This is a genomic window from Wolbachia endosymbiont (group A) of Andrena helvola (assembly GCF_964028415.1).
Taxonomy (GTDB): Bacteria; Pseudomonadota; Alphaproteobacteria; order Rickettsiales; family Anaplasmataceae; genus Wolbachia; species Wolbachia pipientis.
In genome coordinates, this window is record NZ_OZ034779.1 from 801,618 (window position 1) to 823,985 (window position 22,368).

At 34.1% G+C, this 22,368-nt stretch carries 17 protein-coding genes; 2 read left to right on the forward strand and 15 right to left on the reverse strand.

The features are described from left to right. Positions 1-102: 102 nt before the first annotated feature. From ABWU73_RS04190 to ABWU73_RS04200, 3 genes are all read right to left on the reverse strand, one after another. The gene (locus ABWU73_RS04190) at positions 103-7,527 is read right to left on the reverse strand and encodes an ankyrin repeat domain-containing protein (RefSeq protein ID WP_264711397.1); all 7,425 of its coding nucleotides are present in this window, start codon (positions 7,525-7,527) and stop codon (positions 103-105) included. Positions 7,528-7,899: 372 nt separating this feature from the next. Then, a complete protein-coding gene (locus ABWU73_RS04195; RefSeq protein ID WP_174516910.1) occupies positions 7,900-8,979 on the reverse strand; it encodes an ankyrin repeat domain-containing protein in 1,080 nt (359 codons plus the stop codon). Between the two features lie 95 nt (positions 8,980-9,074). Further along, complete coding sequence (locus ABWU73_RS04200; RefSeq protein ID WP_264951567.1) at positions 9,075-11,675, reverse strand: ankyrin repeat domain-containing protein; 2,601 nt, start codon at positions 11,673-11,675, stop codon at positions 9,075-9,077. A 517-nt stretch (positions 11,676-12,192) separates the two neighbouring features. Between ABWU73_RS04200 and ABWU73_RS04205 the strand changes: the two genes are divergently transcribed. Continuing rightward, complete coding sequence (locus tag ABWU73_RS04205) at positions 12,193-12,345, forward strand: hypothetical protein (RefSeq protein WP_174516912.1); 153 nt, start codon at positions 12,193-12,195, stop codon at positions 12,343-12,345. Positions 12,346-12,546: 201 nt separating this feature from the next. Here the strand turns inward: ABWU73_RS04205 and ABWU73_RS04210 are convergent, their stop codons facing one another. Together ABWU73_RS04210 and ABWU73_RS04215 are read right to left on the reverse strand one after the other, a co-directional pair. Further along, positions 12,547-13,467 (reverse strand): patatin-like phospholipase family protein, encoded by a 921-nt coding sequence (locus ABWU73_RS04210; protein ID WP_264951913.1) that lies wholly within the window; start codon positions 13,465-13,467, stop codon positions 12,547-12,549. Between the two features lie 4 nt (positions 13,468-13,471). Continuing rightward, complete coding sequence (locus ABWU73_RS04215; RefSeq protein ID WP_264711399.1) at positions 13,472-13,690, reverse strand: hypothetical protein; 219 nt, start codon at positions 13,688-13,690, stop codon at positions 13,472-13,474. A gap of 148 nt (positions 13,691-13,838) precedes the next feature. Here ABWU73_RS04215 and ABWU73_RS04220 point away from each other — a divergent pair, with 148 nt between their 5' ends. Next, on the forward strand, positions 13,839-14,351 hold the full coding sequence (locus ABWU73_RS04220) for an ankyrin repeat domain-containing protein (protein ID WP_264711400.1): 513 nt from the start codon (positions 13,839-13,841) through the stop codon (positions 14,349-14,351). On the opposite strand, the gene ABWU73_RS04225 is transcribed toward ABWU73_RS04220, so the two are convergent. From ABWU73_RS04225 to ABWU73_RS04270, 10 genes are all read right to left on the reverse strand, one after another. Continuing rightward, positions 14,328-15,296, reverse strand: coding sequence for a phage late control D family protein (locus tag ABWU73_RS04225; RefSeq protein ID WP_191110948.1), 969 nt, complete (start codon positions 15,294-15,296; stop codon positions 14,328-14,330). The two genes, ABWU73_RS04220 and ABWU73_RS04225, sit on opposite strands and share 24 nt — an antisense overlap. Before the next feature lies 1 nt (position 15,297). Next, entirely contained in the window at positions 15,298-15,471 is a 174-nt protein-coding gene (locus tag ABWU73_RS04230; RefSeq protein ID WP_255586148.1) for a tail protein X, read from the reverse strand. Between the two features lie 10 nt (positions 15,472-15,481). Continuing rightward, the gene (locus tag ABWU73_RS04235) at positions 15,482-15,898 is read right to left on the reverse strand and encodes a phage tail protein (RefSeq protein ID WP_191110947.1); all 417 of its coding nucleotides are present in this window, start codon (positions 15,896-15,898) and stop codon (positions 15,482-15,484) included. A gap of 3 nt (positions 15,899-15,901) precedes the next feature. Then, entirely contained in the window at positions 15,902-18,073 is a 2,172-nt protein-coding gene (locus ABWU73_RS04240; RefSeq protein WP_264711401.1) for a phage tail tape measure protein, read from the reverse strand. A gap of 112 nt (positions 18,074-18,185) precedes the next feature. Then, positions 18,186-18,437, reverse strand: coding sequence for a phage tail assembly protein (locus ABWU73_RS04245; protein ID WP_015588509.1), 252 nt, complete (start codon positions 18,435-18,437; stop codon positions 18,186-18,188). Between the two features lie 16 nt (positions 18,438-18,453). Next, complete coding sequence (locus ABWU73_RS04250) at positions 18,454-18,954, reverse strand: phage major tail tube protein (protein WP_065094343.1); 501 nt, start codon at positions 18,952-18,954, stop codon at positions 18,454-18,456. Positions 18,955-18,968: 14 nt separating this feature from the next. Then, a complete protein-coding gene (locus tag ABWU73_RS04255) occupies positions 18,969-20,126 on the reverse strand; it encodes a phage tail sheath subtilisin-like domain-containing protein (protein WP_264711403.1) in 1,158 nt (385 codons plus the stop codon). A gap of 15 nt (positions 20,127-20,141) precedes the next feature. After that, the gene (locus ABWU73_RS04260) at positions 20,142-20,699 is read right to left on the reverse strand and encodes a hypothetical protein (RefSeq protein ID WP_208571640.1); all 558 of its coding nucleotides are present in this window, start codon (positions 20,697-20,699) and stop codon (positions 20,142-20,144) included. A gap of 6 nt (positions 20,700-20,705) precedes the next feature. Then, on the reverse strand, positions 20,706-22,181 hold the full coding sequence (locus ABWU73_RS04265; protein WP_264688622.1) for a hypothetical protein: 1,476 nt from the start codon (positions 22,179-22,181) through the stop codon (positions 20,706-20,708). Beyond that, positions 22,178-22,363, reverse strand: coding sequence for a hypothetical protein (locus ABWU73_RS04270; protein WP_174517025.1), 186 nt, complete (start codon positions 22,361-22,363; stop codon positions 22,178-22,180). The genes ABWU73_RS04265 and ABWU73_RS04270 overlap by 4 nt, the downstream gene beginning before the upstream one ends. Positions 22,364-22,368 lie beyond the last annotated feature (5 nt).

Genomic DNA, 22,368 nt, shown 5'->3' on the forward strand with positions numbered 1-22,368 from the left:
CTTTCCTTAATTTGACTCTATGGCTTGCTGAAACTCAGATATTGTAACTGATTTAAGTATAATATTAACTTAGGTTATATATAAATATTTCAATAGTATTATTCAAAGTTTCAAACTTTTAACTCCACTTTCTATATTGACGTCTTGTAAATTTTGATCTGGCTCCTTCAGCATTTTTAACAATTTAGTTGCAATATTCTTATGTTTATTGGCTATAGCAACTTGCAATAATGTATTCCCTTGATTATTACGAGCATTTGTTACAGCTATAAACTCATCAGGTTTTACTGCTTTAAGCTTGCTGATAATTTCAACATTACCTTTTTTTGCATCTCCAAACAATTCTTCAATTAATTTCAGTAGGTTAGTAACTTTTTGGTCCTTAGAAAGATCAATAGGTATTTTACCTTCTTTGTTCTCAATGTTATAAATTGCACCATGTTTTAATAAAGATTTTACAACTTCCAAGGAGCCACCTTTAGCTGCAACATGAAGTGATGTAGTACCACTAGAAGTAGTTTTAGCATTAACAAAGTCATTTAATTTATCACGACTGATATGTTGTAACAGAACCTCAACAATTTCTTTGTAACATTTGGAAGTAGCAGTGTGTAATGGTGTATTACCTTTATTAGTAACTTGACTAACATTAGCTCCATTTGTTAGTAAGATGTTTACAATATCTATGTGTCCATTGCTAACAGCGTAATGCAACGGTGTTCTTCCATCAATATCTTTATCGTTGGCATCAGCTCCATCTTTTAACAGACGCTGAACAGTTCGTATATCACCTTTACTAGCAGCAATGTTGATATCTTTCTGCAGATGCTGGAGAACCTCTGATGCTTCGCTACCCTCAAGCTTAAATCTAAAATTAATCATCTCTATCTTTTTTAAAATATCTAAAACACTCGGATGACTTGGTCCAAAAACAGCTTTTCTTTGATCTAAACTTTCTCTGTAGACTTTAAGTGCGCTGATCCATTTCCCTTGAGCAAAAAGTACATTTGCTATGTTGTATTGAGTATTCAAGGTTTCTGGGTGATTTTGTTGTAAAGCTTTTTTCTGGATATTTAAAACCTCTTGAAAAGCTTTCAAGGCTTCATGATATTTATTTTGATTGAAGAGTACCCCAGCAATGTTATGTAACGTTCTCAAGGTATCAGCATGATTAATACCTAAAATTATTTTCTTCTTTTCAAAAACCTCTTTATAGATTTTTAAGGACTCTTCGTATTTACCTTGGTTAGCTAGTACCATTGCTATATTATTTTTGGCACTCACAGTGGCTAGATCATGTGTACCTAGTGTTTCTTTCCTCTTTTCAAAAACTGCCCTATTGATATTTAACGCTTCTTCATATTTTCCCTGTTTATCTAATACTAATGCCATGTGAAACTGAGTATTTAAGGTATCTGAATGATTTGACCCTAGTATTTCCTTTTGTCTCTGATAGACTTCTTGATAAATATTAAAAGCTTCTTCATCTTTCCCCTGTCTATGCAGCACTAAAGCGATTGTACTTCTTGTACTTAAAGTATCCTTATCGTTTAAACCCAGCATTTCTTTTTGTTTCTGAAAAATCTCTTTAAGCATATTTAAAGCTTCTTGGTAAATTCCTTGCTTATATAGCACTTTGGCTATATATGTCTGAATATCTAAAGTACCAGGATTGTCTGGTCCTAGTATTTCTTTTCTTCTTTCAAATGCGCTTCTGAAAATACTTAAGGCTTTTTGGTAATTGCCTTGATTCAAGAGCACTAAAGCTGTATCAATCTGAGCGGATACGTCACTTTGCGATATCTGCTTCAACTGCTCGACTTTTGAAAAGTTACTATGTACTGCAGCAACTACTAACGTTTTGTTCTCTCTATTACGAGCACTCATCACTGCTTTTACTGTATCAATATCCTTTATCTTATTTAGGTCATTAATAACTTGAGCATTACCATCTTTAACCTTTTTAAATGATTCACTGACTAGTTTAAATAAGCTAGTTATACTTTTATCCACAGTAAAATCTGATGGTGTTTTCCCACTGTCAGAGACAGCATTGTATACTGCACCATTAGATAATAGGGCCTTTACAACTTTTAAGTGAGAGAACTTAGCAGCATAATGCAGAGGAGTAAACCCCTTGTTACCAACCACATTAGGATTAGCTTTATTTTGTAATAGAATATTGACAACTCCATCATAGCCCTTCCATGCAGCATAATATAATGGTGTTACACTATCAGCATTTTTGGCATTAACAAACGCTCCTGCTTTAATGTAATTCTCAACCTCTGAAGAGCTATTACGTTTTACAGCCTCAAATAATTTCTCAGTTGATGCTAATAGATTGATAACGTCTTTATCGTTAGTCATTTCTAATGGTCTTCTACAAAGCTTGTCAACAGCGTTATAAACTGCACCATTTTTTAATAAAACTTCAATAACGTCTTTATAACCAAAATTAGCAGCAATATGCATAGGGGTTAAGCCATTAGTATCTTTAGCATTAACGTCAGCACCTTGTGCTATCAAATACTTTACAACTTCTAACCGACCTTTCATTGCAGCATAGTGTAGTAATGTCTGGTTAGCTGTACCAAGCTCATTAATACTCAACCCCTTGCTAAGGAAAAACTCTACGGTATCTTTATAACCTTCTCTAGCTGCAATGTGTATAGGCTTTGATCCAGAGGCATTTTTAGCATTAATATTAGACCCTTCATCTACTAGACATTTTACCATTTCCAAGTTACTTTCCTGTGAAGCAATGTGCAGTATAGTCCAATCATCATTGCCTTTAGCATTCATATCTACTTTTTTATACTGCAGTAACATTTTAACCACTTGCAAATGACCATGTGCAACTGCTAATTCTAAAGGTGTTCTGCTCTTATTGTCCTTAACATTAACTTTTGCTCCATTACTTAATAGGACTTCAATAACATTAACATGACCGTGTCCTGCAGCTATATGTAGTGGAGCACCTTCAACATTTACAAAGTTAACGTTAGCCTTGTTTGCTATCAAAATTTCAGCAACTTCTTCATGGCCTTCTTGTGCCGCAAGATATAATGGTGTTGTACTATTAATAGTCATAGCATCAACATTGGCTCCCCTTGCTATCAGAGCATTTACTATTTCCTTGTGGCCTCTTTTAGCAGCCAAATGTAATAGTGTAGCATCTTCAGGACCTTTCATATTAGTACGGGCCTTGTTTTTTAGCAAAATCTCTACAATATCCCTATAACCAGCGAGCACTGCTAATGATAAAGGTTCACCACCTTCTGCATTAACACTAGCTCCATTTTCTACAAGAACTTCAACGATTTCCTTATGATTATGCTTAATAGCAGAAAGCAATGGTGTTAGGTTGTTACTCTTAACATTAACATTGGCTCTATTTGCTACCAAAATTCCAACGATTTCTTTATAACCTTCCTCCACAGCTACATGTAATGGTGTACTACCTGCAATACCTTCCATATTAACTTTGGCTTCATTTTTTATTAAAAGGTTCACAATATCTTTGTGACCCCCTACAATAGCTGCATGTAAAGGTGTAAGACCATAATTAGCACTAGTATTGACTTCAGCTTTACTTTTGATTAGAAAAGCAATAGCGTCTTTATGTCCACTTAGAGCAGCTACATGCAATGGCGTCATGCCATCATTAGTTCTAGCATCAACTTCAGCTTTATTTTTTATTAGAAGATCAATAATATCTTTGCTACCATTCATCGCAGCTGCATGTAATGGTGTACTACCCTTAATGTCTTGAGCTCTAACTTCAGCTTTATTTCTTATTAGGAGTTCAATAATATCTTTGTGACCTTTCAGAGCAGCTACATGTAATGGTGTTAGATTATTATTGGCTTTATCATTGATTTCTACTCCATTTTTTATTAAAAGCTCAGCAACTGCCTTATGACCACTCTCTGCTGCATAGTGTAATGGCGTAGCATTATTTTTATCTTTAGCGCGAATGTTAACCCCATGCTCGAGAAGAGCAACAACTATCTTCAAGTGGCCACTCTGCACTGCAAAATGTAGTGGGGTTATACCTTCCACAGTGGCAATACTAGCATTTGCCTTATTTGTCAGTAAAGCCTTAACAATTTTCTCATGTCCATCTTTTGCTGCGTAGTGCAAAGGTGTGTTATTATAGGTTTTGTCAACAACATTAACATTAGCTCCATGCTTCAATAAAATATTAGCTATCTTTTCATGACCGTTTTCTATTGCATAGTGTAATGGTGTACAACCATCTATAACTCTGGAGTTAACATCGGCTCCTTTGAGAATTAAAGCATTCACTACTTCTAGGTGGCCATTTAGTGCTGCTGTATGTAATGGTATTCCCTCCTTATCGTTTCTTGCATTAACATTTGCCTCATTTTTCAGTAAAAAATTAACTAGCCCTAGATAACCACTTTCTGCAGCTATATGTAGTGAAGTAAAGCCACCCATAGTTTCGTTGATGTCAACATTCGCTTCTTTTTCTAGCATAATCTTAGCAACATCAATATGATTGTTTTTTATTGCATAGTGTAAAGGTGAAAAACCAGCTATATCTTTGGTATTAGTATTAGCATTATTTTTTAGTAGAATTTCAACAGCATCTTTGTGACCATTTTTAGCTGCAATATGTAGTGATGTTTTGCCACTATTATCTAGATCATCAACATATACACCTGTTTTTCCTATAAAAAATTCCACAATATTTTTCCTTCCATATGCAGCAGCAATATGTAGTGGGCTTTGACCATTAATATCTTTAACATTAACGTCTAAATTTTGATTAAGAACAAATTTTATAATTTCAAGACTAGGTCCCTTAGCAGCAAAATGTAATGTAGTCCATGAGTTAATACTTCTAGCATTGATGTCTGCTCCTTTTTTGAGATAACTCTTTAAGTCTTCAAGATTTCCTTCTTCCAACGCAGCAAACATTTTTTCCTGATTAGTAATAGTGATAAGGTTTTGATCGTATTTATCTTTCAGCTTGGAAGGATCATCTCTTACCGACTTGCCAATTTTCTTCTTACTTTTTATTACATTTTCTGAAATAAGTTTTTTAGCGTTCAAGATAACTGCTATTGAGGGATCAGATAACAATACATCAACTAAGGTATTATCGTGTGCTAAATGATTACGCAAACATTTTCCAGTTAATAAAGGAGTGTTATCATCTAAAAAAAGTAGATTGTTTTCTAGATGCTTCTCTGATCTACCTAAAATTGACATTATATCCAGAACAAGCATTTCTACTACTGCTTGCAACTTTTTATTCCTCTTGTAGGAAGGAAGCTTTTCAGTTAACTTGCCACTTAATGCGTTATTCCTCAAAATACTTTTCAGTTCAGATAACTTCAGTTCAAGCTGGTTATTGTATTTTTCTTCTGTTATGTTGTAAGCCTTCCTTTGTTTATGTATAGGAATAAACGAACCTTTCTCATTCAACTTGTTTCTTAATTCCTCAATCCATTTAAGGTCACCTGTTCCAAGTTCAGCAATGTAAAAAATCTCACAAGTTAATCTATTTACTTTATCAAGGTTGTCATCCTGTATTCTTGACCTAACACTATGAGAAATTTTCATTGATAGTTCGGCTATTTCTTTAAGATTGTGAGACTCTATTTGGGAAGGAATATTCTCTAGTGTTTTATTAGCAAAGAATTTTATTCCTCTAATAACATTATGGTCAATCTTATTGTCATTCAAACCAACATCTAAGCTCTTTAATGATATAAACGCCGTAACATAATCAGTTCTGATATTTTTTGATTTAGTTTTTGCAAAATTGATTATGTTATCAATTTTATTAAACAGCTCCTTTTCATAATTCGTCTTTTCAGTTATATTATTGCTTAATTCTTTTATGAGTTTTTCAAGCTTATCATGTTCCATCACTTTAAAACTCTCTGTAATCATTTCATCTAATTCAACGTTACTAAATATTCCAGCAACTTCTTTTATCTCGTCTAAGTTTTCACCTCTGGTAATTTTCTTTAGCAATATTATGACTATTTTAATCTTGTTATTGTAAAGAATATCAGTAATTACATTATCGATTCTTTTAGTATCATTTTGAACACCAATAAAAAAGTTAACATCTGTATTTTCCTCAATCTCTGTTCTTTTAGAGAGCGAGTAAGCATGTGATAGTGAGTTACGTAAATCTATAATGACTTCTCTTGTGTTCTTTGGTAATGATAGTAGAAGAAGCTCGCTTGTAGTGCTAGATAACTTGGGAGATTCTAGAGTGTTTTTTAAATATTCACCAATAACCTGTAAAACCCTTGTAATAATTAACTGTCCTTCCCTTTCTTTAGGATTAGCTGATAATGCCAACTTTATATAATCACTTATTTTCTCTAAAGAATGAATATCCCTAATTTGTTGATAATCGCTATACAACTCTCCAAATTGAGGATAATTGCTAACGATCTCTGCAACAACCCTCTCACGTTTTAACTTCGGGAGATCAGCAAATTTACCAATGTCCACACCTTCTATAATATCTTTTTCTTCTTTAAGTTTCTTTGCAAAATTTTCCAAGTGGTCTAGTATTTTACTTTTATTCAATGTGGCATTATAGAATAGATTCATTTCCTGTCGTTTTATGTGAGAAGAAACAAAACTGATCAAACAAAATTCCATTTCTTCCCAAGGTAGTCTATCGTAGGTTGATTTCAACTGCCGCTTTAATATATGAATATTTTGTGCAATAAATTTTGCTATGAATAAAAACTTTTCATCTACTTTTTCTGTGTTTGAATACTCTGCCTTTAACAGGCTAATATTTTGAAGTACTAACTCAATCCGCTCTCTTATGTTATTAAGATAACTCTTCACATTCTGATCTTGTCCAGAAGCACTAGAGAAAAAACGGAGGTTTATCAACTTATTTTCAACAAAAATTTCTATCTCTTCTGACAAGAATACGTTCTTTAGTTTTAATTCCTCATAAGCTCGTGAAAGAATTTCATCTAATTCCCTGAAATGAACAGCAAAATAATTACCTGGCCATTTATTAATGAGTGTATCAAGAAGTTCAACATTACCTGAACGTATAGCATAATAAAACGCATTATGGCATGTTTCATCCTCATCATCTGGTAATATAGTAGTTTCTCTGATGCCAACAGATAAATTACTGAGAATTTTACTATTATTGCCAAGTAGGTATTCTAAAATCTTTACCTTATTGTGTTTACAAGCTAAGATAACTAAGTTAGTACTCTTAACAGGATTGTTAGCATTATCATAATAGTCTCTCAAAGTTACTTGATCTTCTGCATCAGTTATGTAATCAATAAAATTGCTTAATTTTTTTAAGCTGTCGACATTACCATCTGATATTGCCTCTTCGAGTTCAGTTAAAACCAGGAGATAAAGTTCTTCAGCTTTTGCTTTTCTGCGGTAGAGCTTTTTATATTCTCTAATAAACTCCTCTTTTGATGTGTAAGAACGTGATAAAAACTGTTTATCTTCTTGATAAAAACTGGTTTGTTGTTTAGGTACATGCATAAACCCTCTCTGAGATATATTTACACCAGTATTAGAATAGCAAAGTTTACTTAATATGGCAAAATTTAAAATAGCATCTTTTGTTAATAAAATATTTTTGAGAGAATATCTACTAATCCTGCAATTTCAGGACGAAAAGCCTTCACAACATTTGATTTTGGGTGTGGGAAATGTGTTGGTTGTTTAAATTTTTAGTAACACCTACTAATAATAACCCGTTTGAAAACAACAAAGAGAAATGATGATCAACTTACATAAAAAAGCACTAAGTTTAGTGTTTTGGCATTATAGCAATCTCTTATGTATCACCTCTCTGGAACCATACGACTAATTGTTGTTCATAAAAAACTCTAGTACTGACAAAAAATGTATTTATTCTAATCTTGCACGTTTGGTATCATTACTTATAGAAGTTTCATAAAGTCTTGTACCAGGCTCTACGAGATTATTTAAGGAACTTAAAGATTGAAAAGTACGTTTATTGGAATCATCAAACGCTACTATAAAGTTTAACAAGTTATCATTAGATAGATATTCAGTTATATTATATGTAGAATCATGATCCAGAATAATTTTCTTTTCTTTGGCATCTTGATCTGCCACATCTAATTTAGTATAAAATTGTATCTTACTTAACTTATTTAACAAATCTGCTCTTTCTAAAAAAGGTTTTACCTTATCTAATATGATATCATTATATATAGGATAGCGTATGGAATAATCAATTTTTGCTAGTCTTACAGATAATTGATTATTATATAGTACATGTATGTTGAAATTATTTGTAACAAATTCATATAGTGGAAGGCTATCTTTTATTTCATCTGTTTTCATTTGAAGAATTTCACAAACACAGTCATCTAGATAACTTGATAATTTACTGTAATTACTGCATCCTTTATAAGGAGATAAGTCAATAATTTTTCCGTAATCCTTATTGAAGTTCCTTACTAAAGTAAATTTAATCAACAATTTAGCGCATGCTAGATCACTTACAGCGTTATCTAAAGATGTGGAACAATTATCATAAAGCCGTCGTTCACGATTTCTTATATTAATATCAGCTCCATATTCTAATAGTTCTTTAACTACTTCCAGATTTTTACCACTTTTTTTTACAGCATGGTTCAGTGCAGTATTGCCTTTACGGTTTGTTGCATTTACATCAGCACCATGTTTCAGAAGTTCTCTAACTAATTCTAATTCCTTCCCCAGTGTTATAGCAGAATGTAGTGGAGTTTCACTATACATGTTTCTTGAATTGACTTCGGCACCACCTAACAAAAGCTCTTTAGTAATTTCTACACTACTAGTAGTATGAAGTAACGTATCTCTATTCCTTTCTACTCTAAGGTTAGCATTAGCACCTGCAGACAAAAGAGCTTTAACTTTTTCTAAGTTTCGTTCATAGACTGCTTTTTCTAATTCTTTGTTAATATTATTATTTAGCATATTTTTAAAATCCTCCTAAATTTCACTATTTTGTAACAAAATTTTTGTATATTTTCTAGATCTTGGCACCCTCATTAGAGTTTCATTTAAGAGAGCTATAACTTTAAACTCTTTACTCGATTTTCTACGCTGACATCTTGTAAACTCTGATCTGGACTTTTTAATATTTCTAATAATCTACTTGCAAGGTTTGAGTGTTTATTGATTACTGCAACCTGGACTAATGACTTGCCTTGATCATCACGAGCATTTGTTACAGCTACGCGCTCATCGGGTTTTATTGCTCTCAGCTTACTGATAATTTCAACATTACCATTTTTTGCATTTTCAAATAGCTCTTCTACTAATTTCAATAGGTTAGTAATATTCTGGTCTCGAGAAAGATCAAGTGGTGTTTTACCTTCTTTATTCTTGATGTTATAAATTGCACCATGTTTCAACAAAGATTTTACAGCTTCGAAAAAGCTATTTTCAGTAGCAACATGCAACGATGTAGTGCCTTTAACTATTGTTTTAGCATTAATAAAATCACTCAATTTATTGTGGCTTACACGTTGTAACAAAGCTTCAATAATTTCTTTATGACCTTTGGAAGCAGCAGTGTGTAATGGTGTATTACCTTTGTTAGTAACTTTAGTAGCATCAGCTCCATTTGCTAGCAAGATATTTACAACTTTTATGTGCCCATTATTAACAGCATAATGTAATGGCGTTCTTCCATCCACGTTTTTCGAATCAATTATTGCTCCATCTCTAATGGAACTCTCAATTCCTAAATAATTATTATCTTCTATAGCCTTAAATAACTTCTCAGTCAATTTTAGTAATTTTATAACTTCTGGGTTTCCTCTTCTTTCTGCAAAGTGTAATGGTAAAACATATCTACCTCCTTCAGCTCTAGCATTAAAGTATGCTCCGCTCATAAGTAGAGACCTAACTATATCTAAATTACCAATTTGTGCCCCTAAGTGTAAAGGCGTAGCATTTTTATCCATTTTTGCATTAACATCCGCTCCATTTATAATAAGAGTTTTAACTACCTTAGGATGACCATATTGAGCTGCAAGATGTAGGGCTGTGCCTTTATTTTGATTTTCTTTTACATTTACATCAGCACCATGTTTCAATAGAACGGTTGCTATCTGATCATAACCTTTTTCTGCTGCAAAATGTAAAGGAGTCCAATTTGTGTGATCTAAAGCATTAATATCTGCTTCCTTTTCTAAGAGCAATTCAACCACCTCTAAATGATCATGGTCTACTGCAAAGTGTAGAGGTGTAGTACTTTTAACTGTTTTAGCATTAATGTCTACTCCTTTATCAAGCAAAGATTTAGCAACTTCTAAATTACCATCATATGCTGCACAATGTAGAGGAGTCCAACTTCTGTTATCTAGAGCATTAATATCTGCTCCATTTTCAATCAAGAAATTCATTATTTCCAAGCGATTATGTTCTGCTGCCAAATGTAGAGCTCTTCTACCATCATCCATCTTTGCATTTATATTTGCTCCTTTTGCAATTAAGCTCTCTACTATTTTTAAAGAAAAACCATTATATGCTGCATTATGTAAAGGAGTCCAATTCTGATCATCCACGGTGTTAATGTTTGCTCCATTTTTAATTAAAAAATCACTCACCTCGAAATGACTTTGCTGAATTGCTAGATGCAAAGGTGTAAAACCTTCGTTTTTTTTAGCATTAACATTGGCTTTTTTCTCTATTAGTAGCTTCACTACTTCTAAGTGACCATTCTGAGATCCTATATGTAAAGCTGTGGAATTATCGTGGTCCTTAGCATTAACATCAATTCCCCTTACGAGAAGAAGAGACTTAACTACTCCAAAGTGATTACGTTCTGCTGCTAAATGTAGAGGTGTAAGATTCTCATAATCCTTAGCATTAACATTAGATTTTGCTTTTAGTAAAATGTCTACTAACTCTAAAAAGCCATTTTGAGACGCTAAATGTAGAGGTGTAATCTTATCATCTGTTTTTGCATTAACGTTTGCTCCCGCTTCAAGCAGAACTTTAACTATATCTAACCTACCAGTTTGTGTTCCCAGATGTAAGGGTGTAATGTTTGCATCAACTTTATGATTACCTATGCCTGAAGATCCAGCGTTAATATTAGACCCTTGTGAAATAAGAGCTTTAACTACTTCGAGGTTACCATTTTGTACTGCAGAATGCAAAGGTCTTGCTCGATCATTATTTACAGCATTAACATCTAATCCCTTTTCAATAAAAACATTTACTATATCTAGATGACCATTCTCTGCTGCTAGGTGTAAAGGTGTATTAAGTTTATCTGTTTTAGTACTAAGATCTGCTCCATTTGCAATCAAGGTGTTGACTATATCTAAATATCCTTGCTGGGATGCAAAACTTAAAGGTGTAAAGCCTAGAATGGTCTTATGGTTTACATCTGCTCCATGAGTAATAAGAAAGTTAACCATCTCTAAGCGATTTTTTGCAATTGAAAAATACAGTGGCGTAAAGGCATCGTACTTAATCTCTGAGTTAATATCTAAACCCTCTCCTAATAAAGTGTTGACTAAATCCAACTGACCATTTCCTGCTGCTAAATGTAGCGGCGTAAGACTAAGATGTTTCTGAGTTTCATAGTTTTCATTTAAAAACTCTACAAAAAATTGCAGCTGATCCAGATTATTAGATATTCTATTAGTAAACATAAAGGCCTCGCATGAAGAATTTATGTAAAATATAGTATCTACAAGTTTTTAAGCAAGATAAATCTTCTTCTTAAAAAAGATACTGTGATCCAATCTGTGTGCTTATAACTTTTTTATTTGATCATGAGTGATCAGCTGTCTCAGCTGCAATAGAGACACCTGCCTTAAGTAGTTACATCAATTTTCTCTGTTTTTGCCCCTTTTTTTTCTGATGAAGATGTCTTCATTCTTCTCAGTAGCCAACATTCTTTTTAAAGTATAATCGTTACGTGCACCAAAGCATTAATAATTATACACAATTGTGAAGAAATATTCAATCTTTTTATTGTTTTGAATGTGTTGATGAAAAAAACGTCTGTCAGAGATCATCTGAGAATTGCATTTTAGGCTTTAGATGTAGAAGGGGTCTTATCGTCTTTTTATAAATACTCTAAAAATAGGCTTAAATCGCCAAGAGATGGATATCATGAATTTAGTAGCGTAAAAACATCAAAGATACCTCATATCATAAAGTTTAATGTCAACATTTGGTGCAACATTCCTGATTTACAAAGCAGAGTCAATAAAGGTTGCAAATAATCTACTTATGTTGGACGTTTCTGTTAATGCTATTTCTAAAATAACAGATTTATCTATTGAGGAACTTGAAAATCATGCTTCCAAAACTTAACCTGAATTAAAAGCAACATTAGTTTACTGATTTCTACACAATATATTAAAATACCAACAAAGGTGATTACATAATTAATTATCTGCATTACTGGATGAAATTCTTGTGCTTCTGTATTCAATATATAATATTAAAAAAATATTTTAGTAAATTTATTAAAGTAGATACTAGAAACTCGCTTATTTTGTTTTTCTAGCTCAGTTATAGTTTTCGATTTTGCTTGCAGAATTTGTCTATCACTTTCTGGTTATCCTCTATCATTTTACTTGCCTCTTGCTGAAGAAATTTGATATTTCTGAGTGTAATATTGTCCATCTCAGTCGATGCTACTTTCAATTGCGATTGTATTCTTATGTATTTATCATCTATTACTTGTTCTAGTTGATAATCAACGCAATCCAATCCAGAAGCGAACATCACATTCAGTAGTGGCTTGATCCACCCTATTTTGCCAAATTTCCTTGAGTTAGCATACTTTATACTTCTATCTGTTCCACCAGTGCCTATTGATAGCAGTATAATCTCATCATTTGGAAATAATCTCTTGCCACTTGCATATGCACAAGCTGCTGGATTATTAGCAAACACTCCGCCATCTATCAACACTCTCTCTGTTTGGCTAATTTTCAGACGTTTTGGTGTAAAGTACGTTGGAGCAGCTGTTGTAGCTCTGAGTGCATCTTTCAACTTAATGTTTTTTTCTTTCCAACTTTTGAAGAAAAATTCACAACTATTGTGAATGTCATAACTGGTGAGCAGTAGATTACTTGCAACATCGGCCATAGTACTTTCACCAAAGTATTTGTTGAGAATAAATTCCATATTTCTATACGAGTACTGAGAACCACTCAGCCAAGAAGCAATTGATTTTCTCCAAAATGATGATTGAAAGATATAAGCTCCATACTCTTGGTAAAGTCCAACTAAATCATTGGCAGAGTATTGAGGTTTATTGCTTTTACAAAGTCCAGCAACAATAATCCCACCGGTTGAGGTTCCTGCCATTAAGTCAAAAATCTGGGAAATTGGCTTTCTTGTTCTAGATTCAATTTCTGCTAGAATAATGGCAGGAATGATTCCTCTAATTCCACCTCCATCAACAGATAAAATATACTTTGCCACTTTTTTATTTTTGTCTCTGCTCAAGTTCATTAACTTCCTCAGCAAGGTTTTTGACCCTTTCTTCAAGGCGATAGATGATTTCTGTAGTCCTTTGATTTTGCTCTATAAATTTATCATGCATATGCACTCTTAAGTCGAGCTTAGCTAGCCACCAGATCAATGCTATTGTTTGTATCACCATAGTAGCAATTACTGCCATAGGAATCTTTCCTGTGTTTGTCATCTTTTTTAAAGGAAAAGTTGTATATATACATATACAAGATTCATCAAAAATACGTCCAAAAAATCTTTTCTAAAATAAAGTTAATTAGTTGCACTAAACAAGCGATGTAAATAATATAATCAACATGAAATCTAGCCTTTTTTGGAAATTGTTAACAAGTTCAATAATACCGATGATATGCGTTATTGTTCTGTATCAGCACTTTAGTACAGACCAATTATCAAAAGATGTGCCAATAAAAAGTAAGGCAAGTGGCAATGATCTGGAAACATTATCTACTGCAGCTGAAAAATGTAATTTAGATACTGTAAGATCCTTAATAAAAAATGTAGTAGATATCAATGCTACTCATCATTTTGGTGCAACATCATTACACTATGCTACAAGCGGAGGCTGTTTGGAAGTTGTAAAATTTCTAATTGAAGAAGGCATTAATGTAAACACTACTGATGCTTTTGGCTGGACAGCTTTGCACTATGCTGCACAGGAAGGACGCTTGGAAATTGTTAAATTTCTACTGAAAAATGGAGCAAATCCTCTTGCTAAAAACAAAGATAAAAAAACTCCTTTAGATCTTGCTGTAGAGGAATTAAACAATAATAAAGAAAAAAAAGATATTTATGAGGAAATTATCAATTTATTTTCCCATAACTGCTGTTAATATAGTACGATAGCCAAGGTTATCAATTACATGCTCAGCCCTATTTATTATCCATTTACCATAAACTCCTTTGCGAAATCCAGAAAGATTAATCTTTGCTTCAGCAAATAATTCAGGATTTCCTGGCATTGTGACATTGAGTGTTGCTGCATTACTCATCAGCTGATTCAACTTCGCAGATGCTGCACTTTGTGCCAAATCACTACTTGCATAAATATCTCGCAAAATATAGCTTGGTTCTTGATCACCTACTTTTTCCGTTATTGTCTCTGCTTTTTCATAATCATACCAGTAAGCAATAACCGAGCCATATTGATTACGCTCATTAAATTTTACTTTCCAATTTGTAATATCTCTAGGTGTTAAAGTAATAGTGCTTAAAGTTTTTCCGGTAACTGACTTTGCTTTTCCTTTTGAAACAAACAGTAAATACCCTCCAGCAGGTTTTGCTATTGCTCCATAAATTTGAGCAAGCCTGGTTAAAAAATGCATATCGCTCTCTGCAGTCTGATCAATATGTGATATCATGATATTTGCAAACTCTGCAGCAACCTTAGCTTGATAGCCATGTTTGTCTGCAATCTTTTTTACCAAATCATTTAAGGTGATTTGATGCCACTCATTAAACACTTGTTCCTTTAATGACTCTTTTAGATCCGCTGCATGACTCTTGATTTTTAGTCCTTGTGGCGGGCCTTGTAGCGTAATTTCATTCACTATGTAATCTCCCATCGGCACAATGCCAGTTTCTTTATACCCAAGTAAAATATTTAGCTTTGCCCCAGTTCTAGGAATTTCAAATAATGAATCACGGTCATCAAGATGAATTACAGCAGTATCACTTATTACTCCAGCTTCATCAGTAATATGCATTGATACTAACCGACTTTTTATCAACTCAGTGATTAAAATTCCCTCTACTGAAATACTAAAGTCTGGTGTCATTTTAATCCCATAGTTTTACTACTTGCTTTTGTGTCTCTTTTTGAATAACAGGAAGTTTAATGATTAATCCTGCAGGAAGAAGTTCGTACTCTGAAAGCCCAGGATTAGCTCTTAACACAATCTCAACTGCTCCTGAGCTGAATCCATAGTAGTTCCAGCAGATTAAATCTAACATATCATTTTCCTTAGTTTTGTAATATATCATTATCAAGTTGTATATCATCAACTGGATTATTTAGTGATCCGTCTGACAACACGTTATCATAGTGCTTCAAACTTAAGTGAAACTCAATCTTTCTTGCTTCACCATTTGGAAAAAAATATCTCTGCGTTTCTTCTATTTTCACAATAACAAAATGGCCTAAAATGTTACCTTGGCCATCAATGAGTAAAAGAGGTTTCGATAAATTTCGCATATTATTTATTTGCCCCAGTCCTCCTGAATAGATTACTCCCGCAAGCTCAATAACGTCCTCTCCAGGACCAATACTTTGAAGTAATGGCTTTTCTCCAATACGCTCAAGTGCAGGCCAGCGATATTCATTCCTGCGTGTGAAACCTCGCTCAGTTAATGAAAATCTATATGGACCAAGAGACAGCATAATTTAATTTATATCATAAAGTGCGCCACTAAATTGCTCTCTAATTCGCTCCATTACTTCATCAGCAATACTACGTACGTCTTGTCCAGAGCTTGGGTGAATATTAACATTAAAGTGATTATTGTGTGTTTTATTCTCTATAGTCTTATTGTGCGCTGCAATTGGGTGCTTAAGGGCGTCGCTTATAGTATTACTTACAGATCTAACTTCTAGTTTAGCCTCATTTTTTTTGCTCCATAGATTATTGATTGTTTTAAAAGGCTGAGTAATATTATTCCAAAACTTTCCTACCCAATCAGAAAAAGATTTCCATACAATTTTTACCGATTCCCAGATAGTAACAAAAAAGTTCTTTACCACTTGCCATTTGGTAATTATCAAAGTTGCAGCAACAGCAAGACCACCAATAATCAGCCCCATAGGGTTGCTCATTACGGCAATTGTCAATGCTTTAAATCCAGCAATTATTGCTGGAAAAACTGCAGAAAGACCTATTTTTACCAAAGTAACAACAGATCCAAACATTTTCCAAGTAGATAAAAGAGCAAATAAGGAACCTTTTACAAAAGTCCAAGCATATCCAAGAGATATGGCTGCTATTTTAATACTAATCAATGTTGCAATCGTACTTATGATCACTGTAGTCAGTACTGGATATTCCTTGGCACAAAGTGCTACTTGTGTAGTTGCTGACCTCAGAAGATTAACAGTAAAATTTAAAGGTGGTAATAGTACAGAACCAAGATTCATTCCTACTTCTGCTATTGAGTTTTTAAGTAACTGAAGGTTGTTTGCTGTAGTATTTGCTCTATTTTCAAACTCCCTTTGCATTGAGCCCTTATATTCCCCGTTTATTAATCGTAAAGATTTTTTGTATTCATCAAGACTACCAATAAGTAGTGCTATATCATCTTGATATTCAAGGCCAAAGAGATCAAAGAGAACGCTAGAACGTTCTTGCTTATCTAGTTTTGCAATTGTTTCTAAAAACTTAACTAATGTGCCTTGTGCATTCTTGCCAATTGCTTTCTCAAATTCCTTAGCATTTATTTTTAGCTGCTGAAAAGCTTTTTGAAAGTTTCCACCCTGTTTACTTGCTGTTTGCAGCTTGCTAAGCATTGCATTGATTGCCGTACCTGCTTTTTCAGGAGTTTTGCCAAGACTAATGAAGCTACTTGCCAGAGCTCCTGCTTCCGCTACAGTTAAGCCAAATTGCCTTGCCGTACCACCAATTCTGTTTAGTGCAGGAACAATGTCCTTAGCTTTTGCGGCAGTGTTATCAGAGATATGATTTATCGCATCACCAACGCTTTTCATTTCACCAATTTTAATTTGGTAAATATTAGAGAGCTTAGCAATAGCATCTCCTGCCTCTTCTGCTGACATATCAAATGCAGTTGCCATCTTGGCCACAGTGTCTGTGAAAACCGTAAGATCCTTAGCTTCAATACCAAGCTGCCCACCACTTGCAGTAATTTGCGCAAGTTCTGCTGCAGATAGCGGAATTGTTCGTGACATTTCCTTTAATGTTTCCCCAAGCTTTGTTAAGCCATTTACATCTGTATCTTCAAACTTTACAACTTTCTTTACATCAGCCATGGCACTCTCAAAACTAATTGCAGCCTTAAGTGGTGCTGCAAGGGTGAGGCCAAGTGCCACAGCATCCATCATTTGAGCTTTGAAATTTGCTCTTTGTGCTAAAACTCCTTTACGTTTTTGCATTACGGAATTTAAAGCTGTATAGTTATTTTTAAGCTTTTCAATAGAAGAGCCAAGTTTAACTTGATCTCCAATAAGAGATTTTATATCTCTACCACTTTTACTGAACTCCGTGCGTAAATGGTGGAGAGCACTTCTTTTTTGTAAATAAGCTGTTTTAGCTTTCAGTGCTGCAGTTTTAGACCTTGTAAACTCGTTTTGCAGGCTCTTACTTGGTGCTCCTGTATTTTTTATCTGCTGAGCAAGAGATTTTGTTTTTATTTCTAGTTCATTCCAAGAACGCCTAGCAAGCAGAGCATCGTGGCTTAATTGTTTAAACTTGAATACTGATTTACTTGATGATTCAAGTTGTTTTATCGTACTACCAATACGAGAAAGTTGCTTCGTGCTACCTGCTATCGTACTATTAAAACTGCTTTGCAGTGTTGCTCCAATTACTATAGAAATTGCCTTCATTTGTATAATTTTCCGCTACTTTCAAACCAAGTAATAAATTCTTCAATATCCATATCAAGCCACTGATTGATTCCACCACCAACCATTGAGCTAAGTGATAATATGCTCAACCTCAATTCTTCTGCTGAGACAAAAAACCTTGTAACGTTTCTTGAATCTTATTGTAGTCTGCTAAATCAAATTCTTCTACTGCTTCTCTTGAAATACTTGCAAGATTTGCAATCAGTGCTACTTCTTTCTCTGCATCGCTATTACCCATACGTTCAACAGCTAAACGATCTCGAACTTTTGGACGGCGTAGAGTTAGCTCTGAAACTAAAATTCCATCGATTTTTATTGGTTCAGTTAATTTAATTTTTTGCATTGTTTTACCCTTTTAGTTAAATTCCTAAAGCTGTGCGCATAGAAGTCATTTGATCAACACCATCGATCTTGCGAATCATATTCTCAGCGTCAATTTCAATCAATTCTCTGCCATCAATGGTAAGCTTATAATAGTTGGCAGCAATTATACATTTTAGTGTTGCTTTTTCAGCAGCCTTCCAGTTACCAAAATCAAGTTCCTTAAAGAGCCCTCTTAAGTTAATTACTACTGATTCGGCATCACTACTTCCCTGCAAACCTCCTCTTAAAGTAAGAGAAACAGCATTATTGTTTATCAATCCGAAAAGTCTAAAGAGCTCAGAGTCATATTCAGAAAAAGTGAAATCTGCTTCAAGCTTTTCCATGCCCATATCAATATTTATTGGAATATCCATACCACCAGCTCTGTATTCTTCTGTTTTTATGGTAAGTTTTGGCAAGGTTACTTCATCTATTTTTCCTGCATAGCCACGACCATCAACAAATACGTTAAAATTCTTTAGGATCTTTGGTAACATCTCTCTTTCTCCTTTTACAATATTGCGCCACTCACAAGGTGTGACCTGAAAGTAATCTGTTCAGCTGGATATGGTGGCGTGAACTCAAAATCAAAAGACACTTTTCCGCTTGCAATATTTGTTGGTGTATTGAGCTCTGGAGTTGCATAACATTTTCCGCTAATAATCGCCCCTTGCGCTTTTAAATTTGCAAGATAAGAATTTACCCCCTCAATCACATCATCTATATAAGTTTTGGTAATATTGCGATCAACTGCCCATAAATGAGCTCGAAGTAGACTATCGTTGATTAAATCTGCAGTCCTTCTCACTGACAAAAAAGCCCATTTTGAGTCATTTGAACATGTTCTATTTCCCCAAAGCCTATAGCCATTTTGATGAATTATCGTTGTTACTTCATTTTCATTCAAGTGGTTTGCTCTACAATTTATATTACCGAGCGTAAAATCAATAGGCCTGCTTGTTCCAACAATACCATTTATCTCTTTATTTGAAGGTGAGTGCCATAAGCCTTGCTCGCTATCTATCTTAGCTATTAAACCAGCTACAAATGAACTTGGAGGGAGAATTTCTTCTTTTCCTTCAATAAAAACCTTAACCCACGGATCAACAACATAAACTCTTGAGCTGCCTACACTTTTTCTCCATTTTATCGCTTCTTCATCATTGGTATTTGGTCCATCTGCTACTATTATTGCTCTTAGCTTTTCTGCTATAGGAATTAAAGCGCTAACCACTGGATTTCCAGCATCTCCAGATAATTGATGAGTAAACTGAGGTGCAATTAGTATTCTTGGCGCAACATGAACTATGCTTTCACTGCTTAAGAACGCTTGAATTCCCTGATATTCTCCAGTTTCTTCGTTAACTCCACCAATGACATTGCTGAGCGTCTCTTCTACTTTCTCCTCAACTCGAATAACTACTACTGTTGCACCAATTTGGGAAAAAATTGCATTAATAGCTGAAGGCAAAGTCCCAGATTGACCAAGTTTTGCTGCTTCTTTTAAGCTTCCTGCTATTAATATTGGTTTATTTAGTGGAAACTTTTGCCCGTCAGCATCAGGTGCAGTACCAATTACTCCAATTACCGATGATTTAGCTGTTCGTACTGTCCTCGCTCCTGAGGTAACCTCGATAACATTTACTCCATGTAGAAACTGTTCTGTCATTTCTTTTTCCCCTTTTCAACTTTCTTGCATTTTTTGTTTACAATTATCTAGCAAAGTTTGCAGCTCTTCCTTACTTTTAGCTTCACCGATTTCCCTTTCAGCTATATCCACCAATTCTTCGCACTTGATTATTGCTTTTTTCGCTCTTTTTGCTTTTTCCTGAATTATTCTTGCCATTTCTACTACTGAAATTCCTCGGACTTTTGCTAATGGCTCTATAATTTCTGCATCTTTTTTGTCTATAGATTCTGGTGCTGCTAAAATGTTCTCTGCGGCTTTTGCTTGTATTTCGTACGACTTAGACTTCTGATGAGAATATCCTGCGTATTGGTGAGTATAGTTATCATAATAAGCATGAAGATTAGAAAGTGCAGAAAACTTCGCATTTTGTAGTAACTCCAATTCAATATCTTCTTGATTCCGCTGAGCAATTTTGCCTCCTTCTGTTAAACAATAGCTTTTTTGCCAATCAAAATCTTCTGGTGCTTCATACCAATCATTTTCAGTTGGCTTGCTTTCAAGTGTTGTTGTTTCTACTTGTTTATCATTTTCAAATCTAATGTAGATAGACATTGTTTGTTACCTCCAAATCTCATACGTGTTAGATAATCCTGGACATTGCCAAGCTTTTAGCGTTCTCTCCACATCTACTTCAAGTCCTGTAGTTAGAACATTGCTACGTATGTTATAAATCCCCCACTGAATAAATTGACCATAGTTGTGTACATAATTTGATGCAAGCATACCTTGACTAACTTGTGTTCTGGAATACAGGTAAGATGATGTGTAAAGTAATATTGCAACTGTTTTTCCTGCTGGAATCTCCACATTACCAGATCCAGCTAATTTGCTATCAGAACTCGTGTATTGGTAAACATTTTTCCATATTATTCTTGAAATTCTTGATTTATTAGAATTGGTATTATCTGGTGTTCCCACAAATAATCCTGCTCCCCCATACTCCGTACTCGAATACGATGATCCAACAAATTCCATTGTCTTATTTATGTTCACATTGGTTGTATTTTTTACAAATACTACTCCAAGTGCAGCATACGGGTAATAGTATATCTCATCATAACTACCCGAAAAACTTTTTGTGCATAACTCTCCGTAAATAAATGTTCCTTTACTTCCCTCTATAAAACTGAGTTGTCTTGGCCGATAAAAACTAACGTAATCTGTATTGTACGTATGGCTACCTGCTAGTAGTTGTAACATATAGTCAGTTTTTGTTATATCACTACTCCACTTTCCAAGCTCTGTCGTAAAAGTTCCGTGGCCAAAATAATTATTTTTTCTGCCAAGTACACCAAATAAGAAAGGTAATGACCCTGGTTCAACCATGTTGCGCTTTCTTATTTCATTTATAAGAGACACTTTTAACTGTTCATCCCGAGTTTTTACCTCATTTATCAGGGATGTTTTTAATTGGTTATCACGAGTTTCTATTTCCCTAATAATTGATGAGCCAGATGGTACATTATTAACAGCACGAAAATCTTCTACTAAACCTTTAAGACCATCTTTATGACTGTTACTAATGCTATTTATTGCTGCAATATTGGCATTCTTTCTCGTATCAAGTAGCGATATATGCGAATCTGATGATGCTTTTAAAGTATTTAAGGAATTATCCCTAAGCTTGTTAATTTCATTGACAGAATCTGTTTTCGCTTCAGTTATTGCAGATATTGAATTTTCCTTATTGCTATTTATGTCACTTAAGTGCGTCCTTGCAGCGCTCAAGAGTTCTTTTAACTTACCATCTGTCATCTGTACAATTTCAGAAACCGCACTTTTGTCGATTATTGATTCCAGTGCTTTAGCAAGATATGCTAGTTGATCTGGTGTACTACTTCCTGCTAAATCTTTAAGCCTTCTCTGTAGTGCATCAATTATCTCTTTTACTTCAGTTATTTGTACAATGTCAGCAATAGCTTTTTTATCTGCTATCAATTCCAGCGATTTTGCAAGATATGCCAGTTGATCAGCCGTGCTATTTGCTGCTAAATCCTTTATCCTTTGCTGTAATGCTTCTATTGCTTCTTTCATTCCCAAAAATTCAAAAAAGTTTCAAATCTAAATCGTTCAAAATTATTTTTAAGTTCATCTTCTCTTTCACTCATATCTTCATCTATCTTTTCTATGGCTCTGCGAATACGTACTACATCTTCTACAGCTATGTTCTCTGGATGCGGCAAAGGATATCCTCGTTTGGTTTGATCAAAAGTCATTTAAA

Bases quoted from the DNA above. Each gene is read 5' to 3' on its own strand.
- ABWU73_RS04245 (WP_015588509.1), bottom strand. From the start codon at position 18,437: ATGCAAAAAATTAAATTAACTGAACCAATAAAAATCGATGGAATTTTA.
- ABWU73_RS04230 (WP_255586148.1), bottom strand. From the start codon at position 15,471: ATGTTAGATTTAATCTGCTGGAACTACTATGGATTCAGCTCAGGAGCA.
- ABWU73_RS04240 (WP_264711401.1), bottom strand. From the start codon at position 18,073: ATGAAGGCAATTTCTATAGTAATTGGAGCAACACTGCAAAGCAGTTTT.
- ABWU73_RS04260 (WP_208571640.1), bottom strand. From the start codon at position 20,699: ATGTCTATCTACATTAGATTTGAAAATGATAAACAAGTAGAAACAACA.
- ABWU73_RS04195 (WP_174516910.1), bottom strand. From the start codon at position 8,979: ATGCTAAATAATAATATTAACAAAGAATTAGAAAAAGCAGTCTATGAA.
- ABWU73_RS04270 (WP_174517025.1), bottom strand. From the start codon at position 22,363: ATGACTTTTGATCAAACCAAACGAGGATATCCTTTGCCGCATCCAGAG.
- ABWU73_RS04255 (WP_264711403.1), bottom strand. From the start codon at position 20,126: ATGACAGAACAGTTTCTACATGGAGTAAATGTTATCGAGGTTACCTCA.
- ABWU73_RS04250 (WP_065094343.1), bottom strand. From the start codon at position 18,954: ATGTTACCAAAGATCCTAAAGAATTTTAACGTATTTGTTGATGGTCGT.
- ABWU73_RS04235 (WP_191110947.1), bottom strand. From the start codon at position 15,898: ATGCTGTCTCTTGGTCCATATAGATTTTCATTAACTGAGCGAGGTTTC.
- ABWU73_RS04190 (WP_264711397.1), bottom strand. From the start codon at position 7,527: ATGCATGTACCTAAACAACAAACCAGTTTTTATCAAGAAGATAAACAG.
- ABWU73_RS04205 (WP_174516912.1), top strand. From the start codon at position 12,193: ATGTCAACATTTGGTGCAACATTCCTGATTTACAAAGCAGAGTCAATA.
- ABWU73_RS04265 (WP_264688622.1), bottom strand. From the start codon at position 22,181: ATGAAAGAAGCAATAGAAGCATTACAGCAAAGGATAAAGGATTTAGCA.
- ABWU73_RS04215 (WP_264711399.1), bottom strand. From the start codon at position 13,690: ATGACAAACACAGGAAAGATTCCTATGGCAGTAATTGCTACTATGGTG.
- ABWU73_RS04225 (WP_191110948.1), bottom strand. From the start codon at position 15,296: ATGACACCAGACTTTAGTATTTCAGTAGAGGGAATTTTAATCACTGAG.
- ABWU73_RS04200 (WP_264951567.1), bottom strand. From the start codon at position 11,675: ATGTTTACTAATAGAATATCTAATAATCTGGATCAGCTGCAATTTTTT.